Annotated in this window: 16 protein-coding genes and 4 pseudogenes; 8 read left to right on the top strand and 12 right to left on the bottom strand. The window is 59.2% G+C overall.

The window, feature by feature from the left end:
* Positions 1-3: 3 nt before the first annotated feature.
* Both ATY79_RS11235 and ATY79_RS11230 read right to left on the bottom strand, forming a co-directional pair.
* On the bottom strand, positions 4-1,443 hold the full coding sequence (locus ATY79_RS11235) for an oligosaccharide flippase family protein (RefSeq protein WP_088703907.1): 1,440 nt from the start codon (positions 1,441-1,443) through the stop codon (positions 4-6).
* Between the two features lie 118 nt (positions 1,444-1,561).
* Complete coding sequence (locus tag ATY79_RS11230) at positions 1,562-3,529, bottom strand: hydrolase (protein ID WP_088703906.1); 1,968 nt, start codon at positions 3,527-3,529, stop codon at positions 1,562-1,564.
* 668 nt (positions 3,530-4,197) lie between these two features.
* Here ATY79_RS11230 and ATY79_RS11220 point away from each other — a divergent pair.
* Both ATY79_RS11220 and ATY79_RS11215 read left to right on the top strand, forming a co-directional pair.
* Positions 4,198-5,277: a glycosyltransferase family 4 protein gene (locus tag ATY79_RS11220; protein WP_088703904.1), complete on the top strand. Its 1,080-nt coding sequence runs from the start codon at positions 4,198-4,200 to the stop codon at positions 5,275-5,277.
* Positions 5,278-5,511: 234 nt separating this feature from the next.
* The gene (locus ATY79_RS11215) at positions 5,512-6,345 is read left to right on the top strand and encodes an FkbM family methyltransferase (RefSeq protein ID WP_088703903.1); all 834 of its coding nucleotides are present in this window, start codon (positions 5,512-5,514) and stop codon (positions 6,343-6,345) included.
* Between the two features lie 150 nt (positions 6,346-6,495).
* Here ATY79_RS11215 and ATY79_RS11210 read toward each other — a convergent pair whose 3' ends face one another.
* From ATY79_RS11210 to ATY79_RS11200, 3 genes are all read right to left on the bottom strand, one after another.
* Positions 6,496-6,759: a DUF982 domain-containing protein gene (locus ATY79_RS11210; protein WP_088703902.1), complete on the bottom strand. Its 264-nt coding sequence runs from the start codon at positions 6,757-6,759 to the stop codon at positions 6,496-6,498.
* A 488-nt stretch (positions 6,760-7,247) separates the two neighbouring features.
* Positions 7,248-9,548 carry a conjugal transfer protein TraA gene (locus ATY79_RS11205; RefSeq protein ID WP_088703901.1) on the bottom strand — a complete coding sequence of 767 codons (2,301 nt, stop codon included), beginning with the start codon at positions 9,546-9,548 and terminating at the stop codon, positions 7,248-7,250.
* Positions 9,548-9,922 (bottom strand): mobilization protein, encoded by a 375-nt coding sequence (locus ATY79_RS11200; protein ID WP_245312361.1) that lies wholly within the window; start codon positions 9,920-9,922, stop codon positions 9,548-9,550. The genes ATY79_RS11205 and ATY79_RS11200 overlap by 1 nt, the downstream gene beginning before the upstream one ends.
* Positions 9,923-10,409: 487 nt before the next feature.
* Between ATY79_RS11200 and ATY79_RS11195 the strand changes: the two genes are divergently transcribed.
* Positions 10,410-11,120 carry a ParA family protein gene (locus ATY79_RS11195; protein WP_088703900.1) on the top strand — a complete coding sequence of 237 codons (711 nt, stop codon included), beginning with the start codon at positions 10,410-10,412 and terminating at the stop codon, positions 11,118-11,120.
* A complete protein-coding gene (locus ATY79_RS11190; RefSeq protein ID WP_088703899.1) occupies positions 11,117-11,509 on the top strand; it encodes a hypothetical protein in 393 nt (130 codons plus the stop codon). The genes ATY79_RS11195 and ATY79_RS11190 overlap by 4 nt, the downstream gene beginning before the upstream one ends.
* A gap of 49 nt (positions 11,510-11,558) precedes the next feature.
* On the opposite strand, the gene ATY79_RS30855 is transcribed toward ATY79_RS11190, so the two are convergent.
* A complete protein-coding gene (locus tag ATY79_RS30855; RefSeq protein WP_189638006.1) occupies positions 11,559-11,723 on the bottom strand; it encodes a hypothetical protein in 165 nt (54 codons plus the stop codon).
* A gap of 276 nt (positions 11,724-11,999) precedes the next feature.
* Between ATY79_RS30855 and ATY79_RS11180 the strand changes: the two genes are divergently transcribed.
* The 4 genes and pseudogenes from ATY79_RS11180 to ATY79_RS11160 form a co-directional block, all read left to right on the top strand.
* Entirely contained in the window at positions 12,000-13,190 is a 1,191-nt protein-coding gene (locus ATY79_RS11180; RefSeq protein WP_088703897.1) for a DUF1173 domain-containing protein, read from the top strand.
* Between the two features lie 477 nt (positions 13,191-13,667).
* Positions 13,668-13,748 (top strand): annotated as a pseudogene (locus ATY79_RS11170) (DUF736 domain-containing protein); the annotation flags it as partial.
* A 137-nt stretch (positions 13,749-13,885) separates the two neighbouring features.
* A complete protein-coding gene (locus ATY79_RS11165; RefSeq protein WP_088703929.1) occupies positions 13,886-14,941 on the top strand; it encodes a Fic family protein in 1,056 nt (351 codons plus the stop codon).
* Between the two features lie 270 nt (positions 14,942-15,211).
* A pseudogene (locus ATY79_RS11160) lies at positions 15,212-15,343 on the top strand (DUF736 family protein); the annotation flags it as partial.
* A 45-nt stretch (positions 15,344-15,388) separates the two neighbouring features.
* Here the strand turns inward: ATY79_RS11160 and ATY79_RS11155 are convergent.
* From ATY79_RS11155 to virB10, 6 genes and pseudogenes are all read right to left on the bottom strand, one after another.
* A pseudogene (locus tag ATY79_RS11155) lies at positions 15,389-15,490 on the bottom strand (DUF736 family protein); the annotation flags it as partial.
* Between the two features lie 135 nt (positions 15,491-15,625).
* Positions 15,626-15,949, bottom strand: a complete 324-nt coding sequence (locus tag ATY79_RS11150; RefSeq protein WP_088703895.1) for a DUF736 domain-containing protein — start codon at positions 15,947-15,949, stop codon at positions 15,626-15,628.
* 551 nt (positions 15,950-16,500) lie between these two features.
* A pseudogene (locus ATY79_RS30500) lies at positions 16,501-17,463 on the bottom strand (IS110 family transposase).
* 78 nt (positions 17,464-17,541) lie between these two features.
* The gene (locus ATY79_RS11135; protein ID WP_088703892.1) at positions 17,542-19,524 is read right to left on the bottom strand and encodes a type IV secretory system conjugative DNA transfer family protein; all 1,983 of its coding nucleotides are present in this window, start codon (positions 19,522-19,524) and stop codon (positions 17,542-17,544) included.
* On the bottom strand, positions 19,521-20,546 hold the full coding sequence (gene virB11, locus ATY79_RS11130; protein WP_088703891.1) for a P-type DNA transfer ATPase VirB11: 1,026 nt from the start codon (positions 20,544-20,546) through the stop codon (positions 19,521-19,523). The genes ATY79_RS11135 and virB11 overlap by 4 nt, the downstream gene beginning before the upstream one ends.
* Positions 20,512-21,720 (bottom strand): type IV secretion system protein VirB10, encoded by a 1,209-nt coding sequence (gene virB10, locus ATY79_RS11125; RefSeq protein WP_088703890.1) that lies wholly within the window; start codon positions 21,718-21,720, stop codon positions 20,512-20,514. The genes virB11 and virB10 overlap by 35 nt, the downstream gene beginning before the upstream one ends.
* Positions 21,721-21,722: the final 2 nt, after the last annotated feature.

The following is a 21,722-nucleotide window of genomic DNA, read 5'->3' as shown; positions in this document are numbered from 1 at the left end:
AGCTCAACTTTTGTCGACGAGATCGAGGTGCCCCCGTCCGGCGATCAACCTGATGCCAAGAAGGAGCAAGGTCCCGATATAGGCCGTTGCGCCCATACTCGTTGCGAATGCCAGTTCGACGACGGGATGGAAGTGCTGTGCGCCAAGGCCCTCGCGAAGAAACAGGACCGAAATCGCCATGACCGCTGACGCAAATGCGACTTTCCAGAGATTGCGCAGTTGTTCTTGAATGCCAAGCGCAAGAAGGCTTCGGGTCGCGCCCAGGTAGAACGCGAACATCAAAGACGACAGTAGAATCCTGGCGACGCTCACGCCCATGATCGAGCCGAGGTAGAATCCCAGTGGAAGTAGCAGCAGCCTGATGCCAAGGTCGATTGCGTTGAGGCGGAAGACGACGTCTGGCCGGTCGAGCGCGAGACTTACGGAATAGAGGGTCTGGAAGTAGGATATCGGCGCCACCGAAAGGGCAAGCAGGCTGAGGATTGGAGCCGCCTCGCTCCATTTTTGTCCAAGCAGCAGGGTGGTCGTGAGATCGGAAGTCAACGACATGCCGATGCAAAGCGGTACACAGATTAGCATGGCAAACCGCGCAGCCTTGAGAAAGGCGATCCTGGTTCGGACGCGGTCATCACTGATCTGGGAAAATGCTGCCATCACTGGCTGCAAGGCGGGTCCGATGATGCTTTGCGTTGGAATAACGGAGACGTCGCTGGCGACCGCGTATCGTCCGAATGTCGACCGATCTGCGAGCGATCCAATCAGAAACCGATCAAATTGCCAGTTCAGTGCAGAGATCAACTGTGCGGAACTGAACCAGCCGATAAAGCCGACAAAATCCGTCAGCCGCCCCAAAAACAGCGTTGGCCGATAGGGGGCGAGCACGTAGGACGCGATGGTGGAGGCGGCCGAGGCGATCACGAAATTGGCAACGATAGCCCAATAAGCACCCCCTGCAAGGACAATGAGGGTGGCAATGATGCTGGCGCTAAGCTTGCCGGAAAATTCCAGGATGAACGTCTGCCGGAAGCCGAGTTCGCGTGCGAATTGAACCATCGCGGGGCTTGCGAGGCCTCTGGAGATCGGGCCAAGCGCGAGAACGGCAACGAGTGGCAGGAGCATAGCCTCCTGATTGAAGTAGGCAAACGGCCAGGCGGCTGCGAAAACGATAACTGCAATGAGAGCACTTCTGATCAGTCCGATCGTGAATGCAGTATCGAGATGGTTCTTGTCGATCGCTGGCAGGCGCACAAGCGCCTGGGTTACTGGAATTTCCAGCACCGTGTCGATGATGACGACGAAAGAGGTTGCAAGGGCCGCCAGACCGAAATCAGCCGGTGCGAGGATTCTGGCAAGAACGAATAATGTGAAGACGTCGATGATACGACCCACGAAGCGTGAGAAGACAAGCCATCCGGCACCTTGCATTGCCTTGAATGCCAGCATTGCACACTCCATCCCGGCGGTGGCGCAGCGAGCCGATAGCTGCGCATAACAGCCAAGCGAACTCCCCTTTGTGACGTCTGTCTTTCGCTTAAATCCGGTGGCCGCTTTTCAACCGTGCTCAACGATAAAGACGAGCCGACACTCCCCGCGCGATATGCGCCAGCTCCAGTGCAGGAAGGAGCGCGAACTTCATGTGAGGAAAGTCGCGCGCGATCGCCCCTTCCCGCCATAGCTGTGACTTCGTCGTTTTCAGGCGTGCGGCGAGGCCTGCCCGATCCGTTTGTGCCAAGACATGAATGCTTTCACTTCGACCGAAATCGATCGAGCGCGGTCCAACCCCAAGAGCCACCATGTCAAGGGCGCTGGGATTGGTGATGGCTCGCTTCAGCCGCAGCCAAGCGATGTCGGCTTGCCGCATCACCTGCCCGCCGCTCTCGAGACGGGCGATATAGTCCAGGACGCCCGAAAGCAGCTCATTGCCTGCCGTGGCATCGATGACATGGTGAGCGATCGCTCCAGCATTGCCAGACACTGTGCCATCTTCGCACTCCGTCAGGTGGCGCACCGAAGGTATCGCGGGCTCGAAGAGGCTTTCTATGACGTGCCAGTAGCGCAGGACAACCGTCTCAATCCTGAGCGGATTGTAAAGTTTGGCGTCAACCACCAGTCCGGTCACGTCGGGAAAATGGTCCTCGCTCAACCTCTTGTAATTGCAGCGGGCAAACTGAATGGTCTCGAAATGCCGTTCCGGCAGTCCCGCCGCCAGCAGCCGCTGGGTGCTTCCATACAGACCGGTGTCGCAAAGGATAATAGGCCTGGCAGGTCCAAAGGCCGTATCGAGATGGCGCTTGAAGAGCTGGTTTTGCCTCACGACGTCGTCAAGCACCGGCAGGCCGCACGGGCTTTTCAACATGTCGAAGAAGTGCGCCGGTGCAAACGTGGCATCCCAACGAGGGGGCAATTCGTATGTGCCGCCACCCACGGCATGCGCCACCTGCGCGAAGCTGCTTTTTGCAAACTCCCGACCAAGCTCATCCAGAACGGCGCGATTGCCTGTCTCCAGGGCAGTGCGTGCGGCAACCAGTCTCGAAACGAGGATGTTTTCGCGCAGCATGTCGAGAGGCAGTTGCAACCTTGCAAGGAGCGCTTCAAACGCCTGGCGAATGCCAATGCCCCCGCGGGCGCAGAAGGCCAGCGCGTAGTCGCCCTGCGCCTGCGCTTGTGTCGCGTAAAGCCAGATAAAGAGGCAAAATTGCGCTGCGATTGGTCCAAAAACCTCACGACCAAATGAATTCCTGTCATTCACGGTACAAGACGCGGAACGAGAAAGCGCAAGCCGACGGCGAAAGGTTCTGAGTGCCGCGCTACGGGCGCCATCGGCGCGCGTGACATAGCGCCGGATGCGGCCTGTTGGGATGTGAACCGTATGGATGCCCATCTTGCGAGGCACCGCCTGATCGGCAATTTCGTCGTCTCCAATGTGCAGCATTTCCGAAGGGGAAATGTTTTCGGCACGAAGGATGGCAGAAAACAGTTGTCCGGAGCGCTTGGTCGCTCCTAAGTCGGCACTCGAATAGATCTTGTCGATGAGGCCAGGGCCATGGAAGTGGTCGATCAATTCGCAAAGCTGGCTGGCTTGAAGGCAGGTGTCAGAGACAGCGATGATCCGGATGCCAGCCTGGCGCTGTTGTCGTAGCGCGATTGCCAGCCGGCTGTTGGCCGAAAGCGACGTCTTCTCGATGTCCGTCTCGAGGCCGATGCGTCGATGCAACAATTCTGGCGGCAGGCCAAGGATTGCCAGCTGCCGCGCGACAATGTCTAACAGGCGAACTTCTCCGACACAGCCTCCGACGTTCAACGCTCGATAGGCAAACTTCTCGGCGAGCAGCCTCACCCGAAACAGTTCCTCGGCGTCGGCAGGTAACCCTTGCTGCTCCAACAGGCGTGCAAAACGTCGCTCTGCCTCCATAATACGCGAACGCTGTGATTTCGGTTGACGCAGCAACAACGTGTCGAACACGTCGGTGGAAATGAGGCCAATCCCGTTCAATGGGCTGCAAAGAAGATCGAGGTCTTGCCGTAACACCGCATACCCCTCGCCATCGATCAATCTGGTCCCGCGCGCGAAGAAGAGGCGCTTACAGCCTTGTGCTTGTCAGAGCAAAATGCGGTGCCCACGACCGCGGGGCCAAAGATATGTAACGACATCGCTTGCTTGATAGCAAGGCAAAAGGATAGTTGGTCTTTTGGCGCGCAGCTATCATGTTGAAAATACGAAAACATTATACGGATGTACTGATCCGTTGCTTTGCGTCGTCGACTGGCAGGAAAATAGATACTATCATCGCATCGCAGCTAAAGAGGGCATGTGGAGCGAAATCGATGGATGACGCGAGCCATCAGGCGGTGCAGCTGTCTGCGTTCCAGCATTTCGGCGTGATTGTTCTCGGCGCGAGGATCACCGGCCTTGTCGCAGCATCCATTGTTGCAAGCAGGGGTGAGCGGGAGGTCGTCCCTGACTTCGGCAACACTGGCGGCACCCTCATGGGTTGGACAGACCAAGAGGGATATTGCTTTGACGCTGAGCCTCATTTTCCAACACGACTCGCCTACACAACGGGGTATCCACGAACAAGGTGGTGGCGGTAATCGGGGTTGATGGCCATCTCGGCAAGTGACAGGAACTGTCGACGCCGCCGATACCAGAGATGCGAGCTTGGCTCGCCAGAGAGTAAAAACGACGAAGGGTCGACGATGCGGATCCTGCATATCCTTAACCATACCCAGCGCCAGAACGGGCATGTTCATGCCGCGGTGGACCTGGCCTGCGCTCAGGCCGCGCTCGGGCATGATGTTTGCATCGCAAGTGGAGGAGGGGACTTTGACGCGCTCTTGCATAGCAAGGGTGTAGGCACCGTGCGCGTCGATCATAAGCGAAGCATCCCGAGCCTGGCCAAGGCTGCTCTTTGCCTGCATGGCCATGTTCGCGAATTTAGGGCGGAGGTGGTCCATGCGCATATGATGACCAGCGCTGTCCTGGCATTTCCGATTTGCAAGATCGCGCGGATACCTCTGGTCACAACCGTTCACAACGAATTCGAGAAGAGCGCGACGTTGATGGGACTGGGAACACGTGTGATTGCAGTCAGCGACGCGGTCGGGGCCTCAATGCAACAGAGAGGTATCTCCGCTTCGAAATTGCACGTTGTCCTTAACGGTACGATTGGTTCGAGCCGACTGGAGGCACGCGTGGAGGAACCGGCAGCGCTAAAGTCGCCGAGCATTCTTTTTGTCGGGGGGCTTCACCCCCGCAAGGGCCTCCCGGATTTGTTTCATGCGTTCGATATCGTCCATGAGAGCTTTCCTGCCGCGCATCTCTATGTGGTCGGCGACGGTCCGTTTCGCGGCTCCTACGAGCAAATGGTTTCGTCTCTCGCCTGCGCGCGGGCTGTCACCTTCCTTGGGTCGGTGAGCGATCCCTATCCGCATATGCTGGCGGCCGACATTTTTGTCCTGCCTTCGCATGCCGACCCCGCGCCGCTCGTATTGTCGGAGGCACGCGAGGCAGCTTGTGCGGTAATAGGCACTGAAGTCGATGGCATCCCGCAACTTTTAGAGTACGGCAAAGCTGGAATTCTTGTGCCCCCGCGAGACCCGTCATCGCTTGCAAATGCGATCTGCGATCTGTTGAGGACGCCCGAACAGATTGCAGCGTGGAGGACCAAGAGCCAACTGCGCATCGAGAACCTGACGATCGAACGTGTCGCTCGCGAGACGATGCAGGTATACTTGGCCGCGGTGGCTCCAAGGCGAGTGAAGACGCAGGCTCTTTGAGGCGAGATGGGCCTTTGGCCGGATACTCATTCCTCTACGAGAAGCTCGCTGAGACTGGCGGCCACAGCGACGTTCGTGAACTTAATAGCGCGAGACACGTCCTGATCGAGCCGAAGTGTATGTCGTGCCCGGACAGGGGATGCCTTTCTGTCCACTGGAACCAGCCCTGCGACGTTCGCTGAGTGCAAAGGCCATGCGACAAAAATGCCGCTCAACCTATAAACGGATAGCCAAATGCTGGATGCACGAAAACTCGCACTTTCGACTATGGCGGTGATATTCAACAGATTGCGTCAGAACAGGAATTTGCAGAAAGCAGTATTCAACGCAATTCGCCTCAACAGACCGGAGGTCGCGGACGCCATATTGGACGATGACCTCAGGTTTATCGGTTACTGCTTGGCGCGGCGTGATTGGTCGAGGGCACAGATCTTACAGGACCTGTGGGTTTGCTACGAGTTATCCGAAAAACGAGATGGTTTCTTCGTCGAGTTCGGTTCGACGAATGGTCTGAAAAACAGCAATACGTGGTTGCTCGAGAAGAAATTCGGCTGGTCGGGTATCCTCGCTGAACCCAACCCTATTTGGCATCCGGAGTTGGCCGCAAATAGAAATGCGTCTATCGACCATCGATGCGTCTCATCGCAATCTCACAACACGGTCACTTTCCTGGCAACCGACAACGTCGACCCGGAGCTGAGTTCAATTGCCGATTTCGCTCAAGGGGATCATTTCTCCGAGGTCCGCAGGAAGGGAAGGCAAATACAGGTGGAGACGATTTCGCTGGACGATTTGCTCGAAACGTACCAGGCGCCACCCGTCATGGATTATCTATCGATTGATACGGAAGGCAGTGAACTGGATATTTTGTCCGCCTACAGCTTTGAGCGCATGTTCGACCTGATTTCAGTAGAGAACAATCCGAAGACCGAGGCCGCGATGCAGAAAGTGTTGGAGAGCAAGGGCTATCGCCGCGTCTTCGAACATTTCTCGCAGTGGGACGGCTGGTACGTATCTGCCAGGCGGCGCGACGGACGAAAAATTGAAATCGTCGCCCCGGCGTCATGAAGGCCGTTTGAGCGGCGAAAGCGGAGATTGGGACCGGTTTGTGCGCCCGGCGGGTGAAAGCTTGCTAGTCCTGGCGGCAAGTCGCTTGACGATGGGGTCGAAGATGCGGCTTTGACGGCGCGCCGGTCTGCGCAGAAACGCCGCTACAGCTCAATGCGCGACAGTAATCACTGGAATTCCTGCCTCCTTTGCCGCTGATATGAGTGCCGCGCGAGCATCGTGGGGCGACGCATTTCCATGAATTGCATCCAGGCAGGCTTTAACCGCCACGACATAGTCCTCTCCATCGTCGATTGGCCATGCGGCAATCAGCGCCTCGGCAACGTCGCCAAGGGATGTAATGAGCCTGTATTTTTCCGGCCCACCCATCATAAGCATCAGAGGGATGAAATCTCCGCTTCTGTGCCAATTCATTACACTGCTCCTCGCTGCGGCCTTAGAGATTCGTAACCATGCAAGAAGCATTCCTTGTGGGGGGAGTCTCGAGCAGGTCTGACCCGCGAATTCGCGAGTGGATATGACCCCGTTTCTCCGGCGCTCTCAGGCACTGCTCCAGTGCCATGCGCAGAGCCCGTCTCGCGGTCCATATTATTCTTTGCGGGCGGCGGTCATGTCATTGACATTTCGCAACTGAAGATGACATCGGCGGCAAGCAATGTGCAGCCACAGTCCGACCTTCGAAGCGACCCAGCACTCAAGGCGATGGATTTCCACTTGGCTTCCATGCATGTCGCAGCCGCTTTTAGCCCCGCCGTCCCCTTCCCCGTTGTCGTCAGCCTCGATCGAGGAAGATAAGCGTTATTCTTCGACCTGAACGCAACGCGGCAAAGCCCGCACATCGATCTCCGGCTCTCTGGGCGAAATCAGGAATGATAGTCGGCGTTCGCCATGCGCTCCGTCTGCTATCGCTCAGACCCGTCCTGATCGCGTTCGCGCTCGGCTTCGCGCTGAAGCTCCTCCAACGGTGAGACGCGCTGTTTGGCGGGATCTATCCGTGAGTCTGCGGTATCCTTCAGGCGATCAGCTCGCATGAGCTCACCGGATTTCGGTTCGTGGTCGTCCATCCCATGTTCGGAACGCGATGCGCTGTGCAGCTCATCAGCAGCGCCGGTCTTGTACCCCATCCGCTCGGCCGATCGCTCAGCGGCCTCGATCGCAACCCGCAACGCATGGTCGACTTCAGCGATCTGACGAATATACGTGTTCCCATCGGCACCAAGTTCCCCTGCGCGGACAAGCTCGAAACTGAGGCTTGCCTGCAGCGACGCTTTATCGGGGCGGGTCTGATCATCGCCGGACGACTGGATCAGCTGGCGGTAATGCTCGACCGCCATCATGATCTCGTTTCCCGCCTCGACTGATACCAGCCCATGGCGTGCGACAGCGTCGTCCCATTCCCGGTTGGCGTCTGCCTGTCTGGTGCGGAGATTTTCGCCCATGTGGTTACCGGCGTGCTCGGCCTGTTCCATCATCTCGCGGCGGGCCTCGACATGGTCGCGGGCTGCCGAAGCAATCTCCTCGAACCGGCTCCGCCAACTTTCCGGCACGAGGCGTTCGGCCTGAAACAGGGAAGCTTCAACGCGCTTTTCATAGGCCTCGAACTCGGTTCGCGTCATGGTTTTCATGCTTTCAACCTCCACAAGCGTTGACAGTCCAGCCAATGCAGTCCGGATTTGCGAGCCGTTCCCGTTGGAGACAGCGGGCATGGCAAGGCTTCTTTCGAGGTGAGATTCTGCGATCTCTATCCGGGAAAGCTGAGCCTTGGCAAAATTCTTGGCGTCGGAATTCGCTGCCTGGCGAGCAGCAACCTCCAACCACTGCGAGCGAACTCTCTCGGTGTACTCCAGGCTCCTCATGGTCCCCGGCGCTGTTGGCTCCTCGCGACGTTTCTGATCATACCGAAGTGCCGCGAAATTCGACGTGCCCGCATGCTCCGTTCGGCCTTTGCGGCTGATCGGCCGGACTTGATTGCGGGTGTAAGCCGGCGCGCCTGCCTGGTCCCGACGATCGGTCATCTCCATCAGAATGCCGCGGGCTCGCGCCTGCTCTGCAAGCCTCTCGCGCCAGCGTCGAAACGATGCAATCGATGTCTCAACCCGGGTTCCGTTCTCCGACCGCATGGCAACGATCGCGTGGACGTGCACGTGCGGGCGTTTGCCTCCGTCCTGTTCCCCCTTCGGATCGCCCATCGGATCATGAAGGGAAAAGACATACCGGTGTTCGGCAAACTCGGCTGCCAGAAACGCGCCCGCCGCCGCCCGGAACGCTTCGACATCGGTGCCGGCACGCGCCGACATGACGAGATGCATGACGTCGCGCGATTTGCGACTGTGGAGCTCACCGCGCCATTGCTGTTGCACAAGGTCACCGGCCTGTTTGGCGCCGGCAATCTTTTCACCACGATCGTTTTCGACGGCACCGTCGAACTTCGCCACCAGTCTGCGCAGACGGCTCGCGCCATATTCGACGCCATTGCCGTAACCCGTGAAGCGAAACGCCGCGTAGCCGACGTCACCTCCGCTCGCAGCCATACGTGCCTGGACGATCTCGGTTGCCTTGGCATCGGCTGTCAGCCGTTCACCATCCTTCGAGCGCAAGACAACAACCCCTTCGATGCGGTGCGTGCCGTCGCGCTCCGCGATCCCAAACGCAAAGGATCGATCGCCGACAGCGGATCTGACGATGTCAGGTGCTCGTTCATGCATTGGCTGCCCTTGCTCAGGACCACCGGCAATGTCTACGCAGAAAAGCCCAATATCGCGGCTTTCCGTGCGATTGCCCATCAGATGTGCCCAGTCGTCTGAGAGCGCGGCGATCGCGTCCCGACCCCGCAACTCCTGCCCTGACTGGTTTTCCATCGAAACCTCGCCGTTGCGGGAGATATAGCCTGCCATTGCCCCGAGCCGGCCACCACCGCCAAAGGACGCCATCTTCACGACAGCCGGTTGGCTTCCACTTGCAAGTCCGGCAAACCGCGTTCCCATCGACCGGCGCGGCGACGAGGAATTTGGCGCCGGGGGTCGACCAGCATCTCTCCTGAAACGTCTCGAGTGCGTTTGGCTCGATCCACCAACAGGCACAGTACCTCCGCGGCGGCGACGATCGTCCTCATCGTCCTTTGCCCTTCCCGTCAGCCGCTCATGCAGCAAGGCAGCCCTTCGGCGCTCCCATTCCTCGGTAAACGCACCGAGAAAGATCTCCATCAGGCACGCCCTCCAACTTTGCGGCCGCGTCTCCTCTTAAGTCTGCTCAGTTCCAGGGCCAGACCGGCTGTGACGGGCAGGAGGCCCTTCACGAGTTCGCCCACTTCGTCAGGGTTGAACTGCCGGTAGGCGAGCCGCGCTAGACTGTTCAAGTTCACACCGATTGTTCGCAAGTCGCGGTGAAGAAATTCGAAAATGGCCCGATCTTCCGCCGTCAGAAACGGTTGGACCCCGGCACCTTCGAGCGTCAGCGAGCGCATGAAAGCTGACACCGTCAATTCCGCTTGCTCTGCCGCATTGTGAACAGCGGCCAACTCCGACGCGGTGAAACGAGCGTGCACGACATGGGCCTTCGGCTCTTTCGCGGCCGTCATGATCGGTGTTGTTCGCCTCGCTCGAGCCACGTCACCTGCCTTCGTCATTGATCGCCGCAGGCGCCATCGACGGCTTGTCCGTCGATCGTCAGCAATTTTGTATCACAAAATTGCGTATCCTGCCAAACCAATATAGACTATTTCAGTTCATCAATGCAAGTCTCTCATCCGGGCTTTGTTCGATCGAGAATGCTCGCAGTAATGAGATGGCGCCGTGCGCCATGTCAATATCGTGTGGCAATGGCGTAGCGCCGAGGCCCATGGGCATACGGAAGTAATATAACGACATTTCAAATATATGTGGCCAACGGACGCTTTTCAGTTTGGTGCAGGGGCATGCTGTCGCCAATTGGCGAGTTTACACGTGATGACCACGCAGCCGTATGAAAGGCCCCCTGATGAAGGGGCTGGACGATGGCGGAAAATGGACTAATATAGTTCAAATTAAAAGAGTGCTTTTGGACCACAATCATCGGAGAGAGCTTTCATGACGCGGACTTATGCGGTGGTAAGCAACAAGGGTGGCGCCGGGAAGACGACGATGGCGACGCTGATTGCGGGCGAATATGCGCTGGCCAAACAGAGCATCCTGATGATCGATGCCGACAGCCGGCAAAACCTCGCCGGCTGGTGGAAGCTGTGTCACAAGAAGGGCAACGTCCCAGGCAATATCGAGGTGGCAATTGCGGCCAACCAGCGGGCGATCGAAGATGTGCTTCGAACCTATGCCCCAGCGTTCGATGTCGTCATTATCGATGCGCCCGGCGTCGACAGCGCCTTGCAGACCACCATCATCCGCTCCTCCAACATCGTGCTTTCGCCGGTGCAGCCTGGAATCAAGGAGATCGAGGCGGCCGGCCAGACGATTGCGGAGGTCAACGACGTCAACGACCAACTGGGTCTTTCCGTGCTTCATATGAATGTGCGCACCCGCATTACACTGACGGGTCGAAGCCTCGAGGCCTATCGCTACATAAGGCCCTTTGTGGCGGGGCTTATTGAAGCCAACTACCAGACCATGCTGCTCGACACCGAACTCTATGAGCGCAATGTCTACCGGGAAATCCAAAATGGCCTCGGAACGCTGCAAATGCAGGAGCCGACAGAACCGGTCCGCAAGGCGCGTTTCGAAGTCAAGGCGCTGGTGGACGAGATCGAGCTTCGGCGGACGAGGGCTTTGGCGGAGATTGCAGCATGACCAAGAATACCATTGATTTCTCACTTGCTCCAAGACGCAAGCAGCCTGAGCAGGGTGACATGCTGAAAGACATGTCTGCCGGCGATGGTTCGAACGCTGCCGTCGTCGACCCTCCTCGACCGGCAGATGCCAAGACCCTGCTGCCAAGACTTCCCGAAGAAGAAAGACTGCGCAATTCGGCCAAGCGCGCGGCCGAGCAGCAGGAAACGAGACGACGGCTCAAGAACCTGAAGCGGATGAAAGAGCGGAGCATCAGGTTTTATGTCAACGTGCCGCTCGAACAGGACGTCAAGGCAAGGCTTTTACGGGCCGCCCATGAAAACGATATCTGCATGACGGTCATCATGCAGGCGGCGATCGATACCTATTTGCAAGACAATGGATATTGAGCCAAAGCCTGCTCCTGCGCGTCGAAGCGTGTGGCAATGATCGGCCGCCTTAGAAAGGCGGCGCGGGATCGATGCGGCCGTCGAGCTCGGCCCAGATGAATTCGCGCTCGGCAATCATCAGCGCGAGTTCAGCTTCGATCGCCCGACGCTCCTGAAGCGTCTCGGCGTTTCTGGCCTCGGCGCGGAGTTCCTCGATGTGCTGGTCGATGGTCATGGTCGTCGTCTCCTTGCTAGACGTGAGAGATGACGGCGCCGAGCGGGGCGGCGAGAGACAGGTCAAGGCTCGTGACCACGACCGGCAGAGCCGGCGCGCGGAGGAACCGATTTTGTCGGAGCGTAGTAAAACGAAGTGGAGAGAAAATCGGAGGGGCCGCGCGGCCTTGAGCTGGCTCTTGTTGCACGGCACAATTGGCCGATCTCAGCAGACAGGTTTTGCTCTCGTATGGCACGGACCCGTTCCAGTGCGGCTGGCGCAAGGGCAGCCTAACTGATGCGCGCGTTTCTAATCGACGGCGAAACGATCTTTGACGAAGCTGAAGACTTCGGCAGCCGGCTGGCACGAGCTTATGACAGTCACTCGCGCCCGTTATGCCTGTGCAGCCATCCGGGGATCCCGATGTATATTGCGATGATCGCCGATCAGCCCACCATCAAGAGGATGCCTCTTACGGGTGGCGAGCATCATTCGGCTTGCCCTTCCTATGAGCCACCCTATGAACTGTCGGGGCTCGGCGCCTTGATGGGGCACGCGATCAAACTGGATGGTGATGGCAGAGCTGCCCTCAGGCTCGATTTTTCGTTGTCGAAGAGGGATGCCGGCGCTGCGCCGTCAGCGGGGGCGCAGGCCTTGGAGAGCGTCAGCAACGACAGCAGAAAGCTGTCGCTTCGCGGTCTGTTGCATTTTTTATGGCATGAGGGTGGACTGACCGAGTGGACGGCGCGTTGGGCGGGAAAGCGCCATTGGCGGCAGGTCCATAGCCACCTGGTTGAGGCAGCGAGAACCATGTCGGTCAGGGGCGAACGTCTCGCCGCACGAGTCCTTGTGCCCGAGCCGTTTCGCACGGAAGAAAAGACCGCGATCGAGCAGCGCCGCGCCCTTGCCCTGGCGCCGCTTTTCGAAAACAAGGCTGGGGCGAAACAGCTGATGATCCTGGTCGGGGAGATCAAGGAACTGGCACCGGTTAGGACCGGACAGCAGGTCGTTATCAAGCATATGCCAGGTTTCCGGCTCTACCTTGAGAATGCGACGTGGCGGCGTCTGCAGCGACGCTTCGAAACCGAGCTGATGCTGTGGCGAAGCGCCGACGATGCTCACCTGATCGCCATTGCAACGATCGGCGGCAGTCCATCGGGTGTCGTCATGGCCCACGAGATCGCCTTGATGACGGTAACGGAACAATGGCTGCCTGTGGAAAGCGTCTACGAAAAACGCGTGCTGGAGATCCTTGCCCGCAAGCGTGAGAAGACGGTCAAGGGCCTTCGTTTCGATCTTCCGCAGGCCCAGCCTTATGCGGCGGCGATCTTGCCGGAACGGCCTCAGCCACTGGTGCTTTACATCGTACCGGCAGGTGCCGATTCTCACTTCGAGGCGGGTCTCAAGGAGATGGTCGAGGCAAGACCCGATCTTGCCGCATGGATCTGGCACGTCGGCCGGGACGAGATGCCTGATATCACCGATTAGACGCATCATCGCAGCAAGCGATTGACTGATCGCCGCCGCAGGGCGCCTCGCCGAAGTGGAGCCATGCTCCTTTCGGTTTTCCGCACTGCCAATTCAAGGCAACTGTTCGGCGCCTTGCCGAGGGTGACAGGCTGGCGTCTGACTGGCAAACGAGGCGGTGAGCACGGGCAAGAGGGCGATTGAAGAGGTTCCACCCGCCCCGATTGCAGCGGCCGCCGTTGCCGATGACGAAGCGTCTCTCGCGTGCTGCAAGGGTGCAATCATTCTGCCGGCGCGACCTTCATGGTCGCGGACCGCGAAGACGCCGAGCGTCCAGCCGGCCAAGGCCAGGGAGTGCTGTGCTGAACTGTGAGAGGAGAAAACCCCGCTGGTGGAGCGGGGTTCTCTGCGTTGGCTTACCGGCGGGTGTTGCGCGACCAGATCAGCTGGAGACCTTCCTGCCCCTGGACCTCGGCCAGAGTGGCATAGATCGGAGCCGCTCCGATCTACGCAACCCTCACCGAAATCGAAGGCGAGGACGGCTACCAGCTGATCTGGTCCCGCCCCAACCGGGACTAAGATCCCGGCGGCCCCGCCGCGAGGCGGGGCCTTCTCGGACTCTTCAGCTCATCCATATCCGCTATCGGATGAAAATGGATGGAGTAATGGATCCTAGTGTGGCATACCGTTTCGGATGGAAACGGATGGGACATTGGATGACGGTTCTCGATCTCTCGACATTGCGGATAACGCCCGAGATCCTCTCACTAATCGCTGAGATCGACGAGTTCAAAGGCGCTTGGCGCGCACTTGGCCGCATTGCGCCCGATCGCCTGTCCAGCCTGCGCCGGGTTGCGACGATCGAGAGCATTGGATCGTCGACCCGCATCGAGGGCGCAAAGCTAAGCGACCGCGAGGTCGAAAGGCTGCTCGTAAACCTCCGGATCGGCTCTTTCTCCAGCCGCGACGAACAGGAGGTTGCAGGGTATGCCGAGGTGATGGAGACGATCTTCTCAGCCTTCGAGGCGATCCCCCTCAACGAAAATCACATACGCCAACTCCATCGGGATCTTCTCGCCCACTCGACCAAGGATGAGCGACACCGGGGGGATTGGAAGACCCTTTCCAACAATGTCGAGGCTTTCGACGAGAACGGTCTGAGCCTTGGTGTCGTTTTTGCGACGGCCCAGCCGTTCGATACGCCCGGTCGAATGGCGGAACTGGTTGCCTGGCAGCAGGCTCAGGAGGCAGCTGGCACGTTTCATCCTCTGCTGATCGTTGCTGTGTTCGTCGTGGTTTTTCTGGAAATCCATCCGTTCCAGGATGGCAACGGCCGTCTGTCGCGGGCTTTGACTACCCTGCTGCTCCTTCGCGCCGGCTATGCCTACGTGCCCTACAGTTCGCTCGAAAGCATCGTCGAGCAGAACAAGGAAGCCTATTACCTCGCGCTTCGCCGCACGCAAGGCACGATCCGCACGGATCGGCAGGACTGGAATCCTTGGGTCGAATTCTTCCTGCGAAGCCTGCAGCGACAAAAGCAACGCCTCGAGCGGAAGATGGAGCGTGAGCGCATCCTTCTGGGCGACCTGCCGGAGTTGTCGGTCTCTATCCTCGAGCTGGCACGCGAGCGTGGTAGAGTTACCGTGATGGACGCGGCCAAAGCCACGGGCGCAAGCCGGAATACCGTCAAGGATCATTTGCGCGCGTTGACCGATGAGGGACACCTGACCCTGCACGGAGCGGGTCGCGGAACCTGGTATGGCCTGAGCTGAAACCAGTGTGAAGGGCCGGCCGGCGCACCAGTATCGAAGCCGTCGTTCAACCGTGCAAGACCGCCACAGCCATGTCCTTTCCCCCTATTTCCGGCGCTCCATCGCGATGGGGGCATGTCTGACCGGAGAGCGGCTGCGCCTCGGTCGTCTTCCCGCAACGGCGTCCGCAGATTTCTTACCCCGGCCGGTGCGGTCCGATTGTCTCCGATCTTGCGACAGCCATCGAGGCCGCGAAGGGCACGGCCCGAAACCAACGAAAGGAACACCAAAATGGCAACCATCGGCACCTTCACCTCCACCGAAACCGGCTTCAACGGATCGATCCGCACGCTCGCCCTCAACGTCAAGGCCCGCATCGCCCGCATCGAAAAGCTCTCCGACAAGGGTCCGCACTACCGTATCCACGTTACCGGCCAGAACTCGGAAGTCTGGCGCGTCTTCTGACGAGCGTTCGACGCGGACGATCTTGGCATTGACGTTGAGGTTCAGGGTCTTGATGGTACCGGAGAAGCCGTTTTCGGATGCGAGGAAAGAGCCGATCGTTGCCATTGTCTTGTTTCTTTCGTTGCTCGGGGCCGCGCCCATCGCGGCCTCATATGAGGAACCACTCGTCAAGTTGTTGTTCGAGCGGCGGGTTGCGGTTTTTCGTGACGCCCCAGGTACGGGGCGTCACTCTGGGAGACGTCAGTCACCGGAGCGGCGGTTTGGCCGCGACCAGATGAGGCTGAAGGCTTTGCCATCTTCGTCTTCGACAAGATTGGCGTAGAGCGGAGCGGTGAAGCTCGGGTCGTCGAGCTTGAGACCGAGGTAGTTGCGGCCCTCGTTGGACTGCTTGGACCAGGCTGCGCCGATTTCGATGCGGCCGACGAAGACGCGGTGGCTGGGAGCGTTTTCGCCGCTGGAGCGCGTATCGGAAACGATGCGGACATTCTTGGTCTGAAGGGAAAGGGTGACGATCTCGCCGTTGAAGTCGTTGCCGGATTGCTGGAAGGTTCCGATGGTAGCCATTGTCGTTCTCCTTACTGAGTTGCCGAAGCCGCCCCTTGCGACCTCGATAGCGGTCGTGGGGCGCCGATCTGGCCGACTGCATCCCAAAGGGACCGCAGCGCTAGCGCAGGACGGCGAAAGCCGGACTTGTTGTCCCGCGAGGAATGCAGCAAAGCTGCAGGGGAAGAAGTTCGGCGAAGCCGTTGCAGGATCAGGACAGATTGGCGCCAGACCCGCCTGAAGAGAGGTCGCAAGGGGCGGCTTCCGGACACCGGTCTCGCGAGAACGATGCTGGCAACGGACTTCCAATCGTGAGCCGGCGCTGCTGGCAGATCTGAGTTCGTCCGGTGAACTTTGGTCTGAGCCCGTTTCTGATCCGCGCCACGCACGTATCAACCTCATATCCGGTCGCCGTTCCAACGGCCGCACCATAATCCCGCCTGTGGCGGCGAGGGCTCAGGAGGACGAGACCATTCTCGATGACGGCGTTGAAGCCAGGCCGCAATTCGGTCGTCCACCTGGTTCCGGCGAGGCTGATCAGGCCTGTGCCGAACTGGTATGCGGTTACGTGGTCACGGCCTGATTACCGCGCCTTCGATCACGACGCCCGCGCTGGCGTACTTCCAAAGTGCCACCACCAGCTTACGCGCCAGCGCCGTGATCATCACCTTCTTGAAGCGGCCGCCGTTTTGCGCGACCCGCTCATTGAACCAACGACTGAGCGTTGATAATGGCTGGTGCCTCAGCCAAAGCCAGGCCATCTCCGACAGAGTTGATCGGAGCCGAGGATTCCCGGACTTGCCGATCCCCTGTTCCCGATCAATCGAACCACTCTGCCAAGGCGTTGGTGCTAAACCCGCATAGGCAGCAACCTGCCGTCGGTTGTCGAAGTGCCGGAACAGACCCTCGCCCCACAGCACAGCGGCGAACTCGGGCCCGATGCCGACGACCTTAGACAGCAAAGCCACCTCTCGCGCAGACTGTCGTTCTTCGGTAAGCATGTCGTCACGCTCTGCCTCGACCTCCTTGATCTGGTCAATCAGCAGCTCCATGCGGGCAACCTCTCGCAGGACCTGCCGCTTCATGTTTGGCGGCAAAGGTCGCCCCGTCGCCCGTGCGAAGCATCTCCAGCTGCTCTCGTCGATCGCGACGCAAGGGATCGTAACCGGTGATGCCCTGCGAGAAGTGCAGATCTTTGATACGGTTGCTGTGTCGGATACGCTCTTCCATCAGAACTTTGCACTCCCGGACGATGCGCCGACGATCTTCTTCATCCGGATTCGGAACACGCAACATCGAGCAGACCCTCGGCTCTCCGCGTTTGAACGCAAGTAATGCTCGGATCAAAGTCTCCCCGTCCAACCTATCGGTCTTCACCCGCCCCTTGCGCGTGGTGTAGCAATAGAGACTGCGTCGACAACATGGCTTTCATAGCCTTCTGCTGTCAGCGCGCGGTGAACCCAGAAGCCATCGAGGCCGGCCTCCTGGATGATAACGAATGGATACTGACGGCCGGGTGCCGTCGGTCCAGCCAAGGGCCTAGTAACTCCCTCCTCGGTGGCTGGTGTGCATCCGGAGGAGGTCGCCGCAATGACGATAATGGGTGTGATTTCTCAATCCAGGCCGACGTCTTTTGGATCCGGAATGGTCTTGGCCAGAATATCCTCTATGCTGGTCCTTTGGTTCATCGGCATCTCCGAAGCTGTCAGGGAGGCTGTGATGACAGACTTCAGCCTGCGTGCGGTGATAAGCATTCTTTCCTTCGAACTGGCAGCAGCGTCGACGTTTTCTGGTCGTGCCGCACGGGGCGTTCGCTCGGTATCAGACGAGCCTTTAATCGCAGTATTATCGATGACCTCATGCCGATCGAGTTCCATCGTAGCAGCTCTCGGTGCAGGTCCATCGACCCCATAGTCGGGCAATGTTGCAGGCACCGGCAAGGCCAGGTCCATTTCGACGTCTGGAACTGGTACGGTGTTCGGGCGAGAAGTAAGAGCAGCAGCCTTGAACGGCTCGACAGCGTGGTAGCGAAGCTTGCTTGCGAGGATGGGGCGTTGACCTTCAACCAACAGGATCGCCTTGTCTTCCCGCATCTGTCGGACCTCCTGCGGCATCATCAGGTCGCGCTCACGGATCTGCTCGACTTTCGTGCGCCGCGCCCGACCGAAAAGCTCGAGGGTCCTTGTTTCCGACTGATAGCGGATCGTGCGTTTTCCAAGCGCGCGCGAAGCGTATTCTGCCGTGACCTGATCGTTGGCGCCGAGGATGAGCTGAAGCCCGCAATTGCCGAGCAGAGAATGCCGGGACGTCTCCCCATAGATCTCGTCGATGCTCTTCAGGTCCTGAACGACGAAGGCCATCTTGATGTTGTAACCGGCGACGTAGGGGAGCTTGTTGAGGACCTCGTCCATTCTCTTCAGTTGCCGGAACTCATCGAGCAGAAAGTAGACGGGGAGGGCATCTGGATTGTGCTCGCGTGTCAGCAAATCCATCACTTGTTGCACGAAGAGGGTGAGCAATGGCCGAAGGACGGTCATGTCAGTGATGTTCGGTGCGAGATAAATCGTCACCGGGCGCCGCTGCAGCGAGGAAATAGCCATGTCGGTCACCGCGGTTGCCGCAAGCACGCGCTCGTTGCGGAATGGGCCCAGGGCTTTGTGAATATCGAGAAGCGCGGAGCGGGCGGCGCGCTCGTTCAAGGAGATAAAGGCATTGAAGCTGTCGATGGTGAAGCGGGAGAGATCGACTTCGTTCTCCTTGATCAGCTTCATCATGGATTGCAGGTCGACGCCTGCATTGAAGAAGGCATTGACCTCGCCAAGATTGCGACGGTTGCGATAGTGCCGGCTCTCGAGCACATAGCTGATCACCCCCGCAATGACCTGCTGCGCCAATCCTTGCCAGACGGCGTTCTCAGAACCAATGGCCTCTGGAATGAGGATCGCAGCCATGTTCTGAATGTCGATCGTGCGGCTGCCTCGGTCGGCACGCACGAAGTCGAGGGGATTCCAGCGATGCGTCTTCTGTGAGCCCGGCGAAAACAGGAAGACCTGGTGACCGTTGGCCAGCCGATATCCCGCCGTCAGTTCGAAGATCTCGCCCTTCAGATCGGTGACGATCATCGAGCCCGGAAACATCAGCGCATTGGGAATGACATAACCAACGCCTTTGCCCGAACGTGTCGGACCAACGATCAGATGGTGGCGATCGTCCTGTCGCTGAAGGATGCGGGTGCCGAAACGCCCGAAAATATGACCCTGCTTGCCGAACCAGCCGCCGCGCCGCAACGCGGACATGTCCTCGAAGGCGGCGTCGCCGAGCGGAGCAGTTGCTCGGCGAAGGCTGAACACAGCCGCCATGACTGCTGCTGCGATTGCAGGCAGTGTCGCTGACAGCGCCACGAGCCGCAGCGATCGGTTGCCGGAATAGGCGGCAAACTGCAGGAGCGGTGCAAGCGGATTGGTGGTCGTCATCAGGTGCAGGATCCGCCCGTCCTTCCAGACGATTTGCAGGATCAGGCCGTAGGCGAGCATCCAGACCGCGACTGCGATGATTACGCAAAAGATGAGGTAGACGGCGAGGTATCCACGGCTCATGTCGCACGCCGGGCGTAGTAGATTTCAGAAACGCCTCTCAAGCCCCCATCACGGCGCAGCTGGACGACGATCGGAATGACCATGCGGATATAGGTTATGAGGTCGCCTTTGGAGTAGCCCGATGACATGCCAGCCTGCATCATCATCAGCGCGAGTTGCTCATAGGCACCCATCGGCGTGTCTGCATGGACGGTCGACATGCTGCCGGGATGACCGGTATTGATTGCGCGCAGGAAGGCGAATGCCTCGGCGCCGCGAATTTCGCCGACGAACAGCCGATCAGGCCGCATGCGCAATGATGCTTCCAGCAGGGTCTGGATCGACACATGCGCTGTGCCCTGGTCGCCCCGCGATGCCAACAGGTGCACGCTATTGCGATGCGGGGGAAAGAGTTCACGCGTGTCCTCGAGCGTCAGGATGCGCTCGCGCTCATCGATGCTCTTCAGGCAAGCGTTCAGGAATGTGGTCTTGCCCGTAGACGTGCCGCCGCTGACGAGGATCGAGACCCGCTCGCGGATGGCCGTTTCGATGAATTCGTGAACCAGTCCGGCCTCGAGAAGGGCGTTAAGGCTTGCTTCGGTCGCGGATAGGCCGTCGGCAGTCACCGACACTTTGTCAAATCCACCGCTATCGCGAAACTCTGCCAAAGTGAGGTCGTTGACGACCTGCTTTCGAATTGAGATCGATCCGCCGTCGGGTGCTGCTGGCGGTAGAACGATCTGGATCCGCTCGCCGGTTGGAAGTGCTGCACTCAGCAGCGGATTGACAGGGCTGATGAACTGGTTGCTTGCGGCAGCAACCCGCTCGCCAATATGCTCGATTTCTCTGACCGTGAGTTCGGCGATGGCGTGAAACTCCATGGCGGAGGCGCCCAGGCGTTCAACGAACACCTCGCCGGGTCGGTTTACCGAAATCTCGATGACGCGGGAATCGGCAAGCAGATCGGCAAGCGGCGCAAGCGCGCGCCGCAGAAAATAATGGGCGTTGCTATCGGGTGCGACCTTGATCGAGGCCTCGCGCATTCCTGATCTCCTTCAGTGCTTCCTCGACCGGATCCGGATAGATCGCGGAGAAGTCGAGATCCTGGCGGACATAGACGAAGATCCGCTCGCCCTGGTGGACGTTGATTGTCGGGGGGATACGGAGGTTTTCCGACAGGGCCTGGTTGGCCATGTCGGAGAACGTTTGTGCGACGGTCTGGCGAGCGAGTTCGCCAGCCCGCTCGGCATTGGTTTCGCCGTTGCCATCGGCAGAGCCGACCTGGTTGCTGCCGTATCCGATCAGATAGGACGAGCTTGCGCCGACGACTGAAAGCAGGATGGCGGAGCCGAACCGCTCGCGCCATTTGGTATCGACGATGCCGGTAAGGCCCGAGCGGCCAAGGCTGTCGGCGCCAATACTATCGAGCCGGACCGAGACGCCGTCGTCGCGCAGCAGCCGGGTCCAGATGACGAAGATCCGCTTTTGGCCGCGCGTCACGTCAGATTGATATTCGCCAATCAACCGCGTGCCGGTCGGGATGAGAAGGCGGCGCCCATCAAAGGAATAGACATCTTGCGAGGTAATGGCACGGATCTGCCCCGGCAAATCACTGTTGATGGCGGTCTCGAGAATGCCCGGGATCAGCGTGCCTTCGGGTATCATCGCATCGATCCGGCCAATCCGACGGGCTTTTGCCGACCGGTCACCGATCGCGGACGCCGTCGACAGGAATTTGCTGTTGCGGTCCTCGCCGGCAACGCTCGGCCCGCTACCGGTGCTGCCGGGCGCTGCCTTATCGCTGCTGGTCCTGGTGGCGTCGACGACGATCTGCTTTGAGCGATATCGGTCGGGGAACGCCTGCGGCTCGGGATCAGGGGCCGCGGCCGGTTCAACGATATCCGGTGGAGGTGGCACATTGAATTCGGTCGTATCCGGAGGCGCTTCGGGCTGGTCGGGGGGAGGCTCCGGGATCTGGATAATATTGTCGGTGGGCTTTGGTTCAGGCGTCTTTTCTTCGCGCAAGAACGACGGCGGACTGTAGGTCGTTGTCGTAAACTCCTCATCACCTTGCAGGCCATCCGGTGTTGTCTTGTGAGGCGCGAAGACCACAAGATAAGCAAGAGCGGTACCGGCAACGAGCAAGGCAGCCCCGAAAAGCAGTTGCTTCCGACGGACACGCTTGTCGCCCACTTCCGTTTCGTCGGCGGCAAGCATGG

The organism is Rhizobium sp. R693 (assembly GCF_002211315.1).
Classification (GTDB): domain Bacteria; phylum Pseudomonadota; class Alphaproteobacteria; order Rhizobiales; family Rhizobiaceae; genus Rhizobium.
Note: the sequence above shows the minus strand (reverse complement) of the source record. Positions and strands in the feature narration are given on the sequence as shown.

Bases quoted from the DNA above. Each gene is read 5' to 3' on its own strand.
- ATY79_RS11235 (WP_088703907.1), bottom strand. From the start codon at position 1,443: ATGCTGGCATTCAAGGCAATGCAAGGTGCCGGATGGCTTGTCTTCTCA.
- ATY79_RS11220 (WP_088703904.1), top strand. From the start codon at position 4,198: ATGCGGATCCTGCATATCCTTAACCATACCCAGCGCCAGAACGGGCAT.
- ATY79_RS11215 (WP_088703903.1), top strand. From the start codon at position 5,512: ATGCTGGATGCACGAAAACTCGCACTTTCGACTATGGCGGTGATATTC.
- ATY79_RS11210 (WP_088703902.1), bottom strand. From the start codon at position 6,759: ATGAATTGGCACAGAAGCGGAGATTTCATCCCTCTGATGCTTATGATG.
- ATY79_RS11205 (WP_088703901.1), bottom strand. From the start codon at position 9,548: ATGGAGATCTTTCTCGGTGCGTTTACCGAGGAATGGGAGCGCCGAAGG.
- ATY79_RS11200 (WP_245312361.1), bottom strand. From the start codon at position 9,922: ATGACGGCCGCGAAAGAGCCGAAGGCCCATGTCGTGCACGCTCGTTTC.
- ATY79_RS11195 (WP_088703900.1), top strand. From the start codon at position 10,410: ATGACGCGGACTTATGCGGTGGTAAGCAACAAGGGTGGCGCCGGGAAG.
- ATY79_RS11190 (WP_088703899.1), top strand. From the start codon at position 11,117: ATGACCAAGAATACCATTGATTTCTCACTTGCTCCAAGACGCAAGCAG.
- ATY79_RS30855 (WP_189638006.1), bottom strand. From the start codon at position 11,723: ATGACCATCGACCAGCACATCGAGGAACTCCGCGCCGAGGCCAGAAAC.
- ATY79_RS11180 (WP_088703897.1), top strand. From the start codon at position 12,000: ATGCGCGCGTTTCTAATCGACGGCGAAACGATCTTTGACGAAGCTGAA.
- ATY79_RS11165 (WP_088703929.1), top strand. From the start codon at position 13,886: ATGACGGTTCTCGATCTCTCGACATTGCGGATAACGCCCGAGATCCTC.
- ATY79_RS11150 (WP_088703895.1), bottom strand. From the start codon at position 15,949: ATGGCTACCATCGGAACCTTCCAGCAATCCGGCAACGACTTCAACGGC.
- ATY79_RS11135 (WP_088703892.1), bottom strand. From the start codon at position 19,524: ATGAGCCGTGGATACCTCGCCGTCTACCTCATCTTTTGCGTAATCATC.
- virB11 (WP_088703891.1), bottom strand. From the start codon at position 20,546: ATGCGCGAGGCCTCGATCAAGGTCGCACCCGATAGCAACGCCCATTAT.
- virB10 (WP_088703890.1), bottom strand. From the start codon at position 21,720: ATGCTTGCCGCCGACGAAACGGAAGTGGGCGACAAGCGTGTCCGTCGG.